Source organism: Thiomonas sp. (assembly GCF_054608695.1).
Window position 1 is genome coordinate 1 of the sequence record NZ_JBTRXV010000156.1, and the last position, 4957, is coordinate 4957.

The 4957-nt window shown below is 63.5% G+C and carries 3 protein-coding genes and 2 pseudogenes; 1 reads left to right on the top strand and 4 read right to left on the bottom strand.

The genetic code is table 11. The features are described from left to right. The 4 genes and pseudogenes from ACYCUK_RS23240 to ACYCUK_RS23255 form a co-directional block, all read right to left on the bottom strand. Positions 1 to 252 (bottom strand): annotated as a pseudogene (locus ACYCUK_RS23240) (Crp/Fnr family transcriptional regulator); the annotation flags it as partial. Positions 253 to 271: 19 nt separating this feature from the next. Beyond that, positions 272 to 1093: a response regulator gene (locus ACYCUK_RS23245; protein ID WP_461596968.1), complete on the bottom strand. Its 822-nt coding sequence runs from the start codon at positions 1091 to 1093 to the stop codon at positions 272 to 274. Then, positions 1090 to 3156 carry a PAS domain-containing hybrid sensor histidine kinase/response regulator gene (locus ACYCUK_RS23250; RefSeq protein WP_461596969.1) on the bottom strand — a complete coding sequence of 689 codons (2067 nt, stop codon included), beginning with the start codon at positions 3154 to 3156 and terminating at the stop codon, positions 1090 to 1092. Before ACYCUK_RS23250 ends, ACYCUK_RS23245 begins: the two co-directional genes overlap by 4 nt. A 557-nt stretch (positions 3157 to 3713) precedes the next feature. Next, complete coding sequence (locus ACYCUK_RS23255) at positions 3714 to 4307, bottom strand: gamma carbonic anhydrase family protein (protein ID WP_461596970.1); 594 nt, start codon at positions 4305 to 4307, stop codon at positions 3714 to 3716. Positions 4308 to 4771: 464 nt separating this feature from the next. Between ACYCUK_RS23255 and ACYCUK_RS23260 the strand changes: the two are divergent. Beyond that, positions 4772 to 4957, top strand: a pseudogene (locus ACYCUK_RS23260) (IS5-like element ISCARN14 family transposase); the annotation flags it as partial.

A 4957-nucleotide genomic window follows, 5' to 3' on the forward strand; every position in this document is an offset into this window, starting at 1 on the left:
GAGCGCCATGCCGACCATGCCTTCGCGGCCGACTCCTGTGGTTTCCGCGGCGGCTCCCGTGACCGTTGCGTAATACAGCGAGATCACCGCCGTGGTCGGAAAGTAGGCATGGGGCAACAGCGTCCCAGGCTCATACAGCACCTCGCCCAGCATCATCGGAACCAGTTCCAGGGCATCGTTCAGCCGCTCGAATTCCGCCGTGGGCAGGGCGGCGATCAGATGGTTTTGGTTGGGCGTGTGAAGTTTGGGCATCGGAGTGCAGCGCTGCGTGCTACCTGCCTGAGGTCACTTCCACGCCGATGCCGCGGTAGCCCACGAAGCGACAGGCCTGATCGAACATCGGCTGCCCGCTGACCCGGAACTGCTGCCGCGATCCGTCGCTGTTGGTGCGGTGGAAGGCGAAGTCGAGGAAGGGCCGGCGGGCCGCGATGCTGTCTTGCAAGGCTTTCCGCTCGGCGAGGTCCCAGCCGTCGTCGCGATTCGGCGCCGAGCCCGCCACCAATGGACCCACCCGAAGGCCGAGCATTTCCATCACCGGGCCCGAAACCTTGGTGAATTCACCGTGATCGTCCTGTTCCCAGTACCAGTCCGAGGCCAACTCGGTCAGGCTGCGATAGCGGGCTTCGCTTTCCCGCAGCTCCGCGGTGCGCTCGCTCACGGCGCGTTCGAGGTCCTTGTTGTGGGCCTCCAGCTTTCGGTACAGCAGTCGGACCTCCAGCATGTTGTGGATGCGGGTCTTGACCTCCACCAGGTCGAAGGGTTTGCTGATGAAGTCCTTGGCGCCTGCCTGCAGCGCCCGCAACTTGTGGCCAGGCTGGGCGGTGAGCACGATGACCGGCAGGTAGCTCTCTTGTTCGTTGGTCTTCAGGGCTTCCATGACGCTGAACCCATCCATCGCCGGCATCTGCAAGTCAAGCAGGATCAGGTCGTAGTTGTCCCGGCGGTGCAGAGCGCAGACCTCGGCCGGCTTCATGGTCGATGCGACGCGGCTGTAGCCGGCCTCCGCCAGCAAGCGACTCAGGAGCCTCACATTGACATCCTGATCGTCCACAATCAGGATGTTGGCGCCCAGAATGTCGTGTTCGATGGTCACGGGCTTGTCGCCTCGTCGATGGTGCGCAGCGATCGGGTCTGCGCCTCTTGCAGGGCCAGATCCAGGGTTTCCATGAACGCGTCGACCTTGATCGGTTTGGTGAGATAGCGGAAAAACCCGGCTTCCAACCCCTTCTCGATGTCTCTGGGCATGGCGTTCGCGCTGAGTGCAATCACCGGAATGTGCGCGGTGATCGGGTCACCGGCGAGGATCTTGAGCGCCGTGACACCGCTGATGCCGGGCAAATTGATGTCCATCAGGATGACTTCGGGCATCGCTGCGCAGGCCAATTCGATGCCGCGCCGGCCGTCCTTCGCACTCAGCAGGTGGATGTCCGGGCGACGTTCCAAGAGCCGGGAGACCAGCATCAGATTCGCCGGATTGTCTTCCACGCAGAGCACGGTGCGCAGCGGCGTGTCGACCGCGATGCCCGCGGGGGCTGTGGCAACCGGCAGCGTGGCCTCGGGAGGCATTTCAAGGCCCTGAGCCGCGCCCAGCTCGACCCAGAACAAGCTGCCAACGCCGACCGTGCTGTCAACACCAATCTCGCCACCCATCAACTCGACCAGTTGTTTGCAGACCACCAGGCCGATCCCGGTGCCTTCCTCCACACCAGCTTCCTGACCAAGACGATTGAAGGGCTGGAACAGCTGTGCGAGCTTGTCGGCCGGCAAGCCCTCTCCCGTGTCCTGAAAACTGACGCGGATGCGCCCCCCCAGGCTGGCGCGGCAACTGACCTCGACCATGCCGCCCACGCGGTTGTATTTGATTGCGTTGGAGAGCAGGTTGACAAAGACCTGCTTGACCCGCGTGCGATCTGCCTTGACAAACAAAGGACGGTCAGGCGGACAAAAGCTGACGCTGATGCCGCTCTTGCGCGCCTGGGGTTCGATCATCGCCTGACAATCGCTGAGCACTTCAGCCAGCGACATGGGCTCTGGCGACAAGGACAGCTTGCCGGACTCGATGAGGGCCAGATCGAGAATCTCGTTGATCAGCTCCAGCAGGTACCAGCCGGCCTGGAGGATCTGGTCGATGCTGTCCTTCTGGGCCGGTGTCGGCGGCGGTGAGCCCGAGTCCATCAGTTGCGCGAAGCCGAGAATCGCATTCAGCGGCGAGCGCAGTTCGTGGCTCATGCTGGAGAGGAACTCCGACTTCGCCTGGTTGGCGCGCTCCGCGGTGATCTTGGCGCCCTGGAGTTCGAGGTTCGTTTCGCGCAAAGCCGAATCGAGGCGCTTGCGCTCGGTGACGTCCCTCGCCGCGGCGATCACCCCGCGCAGCTTGCGGTCCCGGTCATAGAACGGCGTCGCGTTGCAGGACACCACGGTCTCGCGCTGGTCGGCGGCGCTGGCGGTCAACTCGTAGTTGGTGACCTTCTTCTCGCTCAAGACGCGCTCGATGCACACCTGCGCGCGCTCAGAATCGGTGAAGTAGCGCTTGAAGGGCGTGCCGATCAACGCGTCGCGGCTTCGGCCGGTGAGCACCTCGGTCTGCTCGTTGACGTCGGTGATCATGCCGGACGGGTCGGTGGTGATCAGCGCGTCGACGATGGATTCGATCAGGGAGCGCGTGTAGAAATGCTGGTCGCGCAGGCGCTGATCCAGCCGTTCCTGCTCGGCTTCCACCTGCTTGCGCGCCGTGTTGTCGGTGCCGATGAGCAGGTAGCCGATGATCGCGTTCTGTGCGTCTCGCAACGCCGTGACCGAGACGACGGCCGGCAAGCGGCTGCCGTTCTTGCGCAGGTAGGTCAGCTCGTAGATGTCCTCGATCCCGCGCGAAGCCTTGAACACGAGGGCTTCGAAGCCCGGAGCGATGACGGTGCCGAACTCCACGCTCAGAGCCTGGGCGCGCAGGATCACTTCCTGTGGATCGGAGAAGTCAGCCGGGGTGATGCGGTTCATGACGTCGGCAGCCGCGTAGCCCAGCATGCGCTCGGCGCCAATGTTGAAGAGTTGGATGACGCCCTTGTCGTCGGTGGCGATGCTGGAGAAGTTGGCGCTGTTGAGGATCGCACTTTGCAATGCGCCCGTCTTCAGCAAGGCCATTTGACGACGTGCCTCCATGCCGCCGCGCGACGTCGCGGAGGTTGAGAGCGTCGTGGCTTGTCGACCTGCCCTGGACTTGTCAGGTTTCATGAGGGGATGGTGAGGATCAACTTCGGGGACTCCAGGCTTTGGGGGCGCCGGAACGGGCGGGATTGACGCAGATCGGTCATTTTGGGATGATCGCGCTGGCCCTCAACGCGCGTCTGTGCGCTGGCAGACAGACAAGGGGCTCTGGCGCGGCTGTGTTGCGGTTGCGTCGGGTTGCACGGGTGCCCCCAAAGGTCGCAGGCGCCCAGGACCGACGATTGCCCCGGGCGGGGCCCGGACTGTGCCCGAACGTTCCGAATGGGGCTCACCCATCCACGCTCAGCCGGCGCGTGAGCCCAGTCGCGGCTACACAGGCGTGGTGCCAATTCCCATGGACTGCTTGCTTGGCAGTACCTGGGCCTGGCGAATCTGTCACCCGGAAAGACGACTGGCAGACGACAACACCTGGCCGAACCGCGACCGTGGCTGTTCGACCCTTTGCCGGCGCGCGGCGTGCAATGCGTGGCGGAGTGGCGATCGGGCAAACGTCAGGCGCTCTCGTCGGAGATGTGGGAAGCCAGTGTTTCCGATAGGCGCTGCGTCATCTTGACCATGGAAGCCTCCTCGCGCTCAAAGCCGTAGACCGTCAGTGGAAAGTTCAGCGGCTTCTGCAGCGCCCAGATGCGCTCATGCTGATCGGGGGCGATGATCTGCGCCGGATTGCCAACGGCAACCCAGCCGATAGGGACGGTCGCCCCAGCGGGCAGGTGCGTTCTCAAGTGGACGACGCCATGGATGCGCACTTCGCTTCCCTTGCCCAAATGGGACGCGTGGAACACCGCCGCGCCCGTGGCAATGAAAACCTCGTCCTCGATCGTGCTGCCGACAACATGCGCATTCGGACCGATCAGGCAGTTCCGGCCAATGCGCAATGGGTGTTTGGCGGAGCTCCGTAAAACGGCATTCTCCATCACGATGCACTCTTGACCGATGACGATCGAGCCGCCTTCTGCGATGACCTGGGCTCCATACAGGATCCGGCATCCAGGACCAACCGTCACATCACCACAAAGCACCGCGTTCGGTGCAATCCAGGCGTCGCGGTCGACCGATGGTTCCCTGCCGTTATGGGTGAAGAGCATGCCGGTCTCCGGGGTTGGGCAATTTGAGCGCCTGAAGTTTGAAACTCACGGATGCGAACGGCAGGACTCACCTATGGACCTATGGGAAGATTGAATCACGGTCGCGGCGGTGTGCATGTGAATATCCGTTTTCTGGCATCATTTTCTGGCATCAGATTGGACATCTGTCGACAGGCAGCCATGGCCGTTGGCCGCCCGAGAGCCTGCCCGGCATCAACATGGCTTCCAATTCGGGGACTCCAATGCTGCGCCATTGTCGAGGGCGATTTCAACAGCTCATTCCAGAGGCCATCAGTTTTACCCCCCGACATGGTCAGGCTCCCAGGTTCATGATGTGCCCCTCAGAGGGTGCGGACGAAAACAACATCGCGCGCGCTATGTTCGGATCGAGGCCCACGTTGGCGGGGTGGCAGATGGTGACGAAGGCGCGCGGCGAGCAAGCGGGGCGCCGGCCCGCTACGTAGCGCCGCCATAGGGTCAACGCCTGCTGCGACGCGCTGCGCACGGGCTGCGCCAAAGTCCCCGGACTGCAGAAGCTCTACGCCGACGGCGGCACATGCGCTGTGGCCATCGAAGAGGCTCGCGGCATCCGCGTGGACATCGCGCGCCACCGCAGCACGGGCACGTGGCAAGACGCGCAACGGCCCCTG

Coding starts and splice junctions, on each gene's coding strand:
- ACYCUK_RS23255 (WP_461596970.1), bottom strand. CDS start 4,307: ATGCTCTTCACCCATAACGGCAGGGAACCATCGGTCGACCGCGACGCC.
- ACYCUK_RS23250 (WP_461596969.1), bottom strand. CDS start 3,156: ATGGAGGCACGTCGTCAAATGGCCTTGCTGAAGACGGGCGCATTGCAA.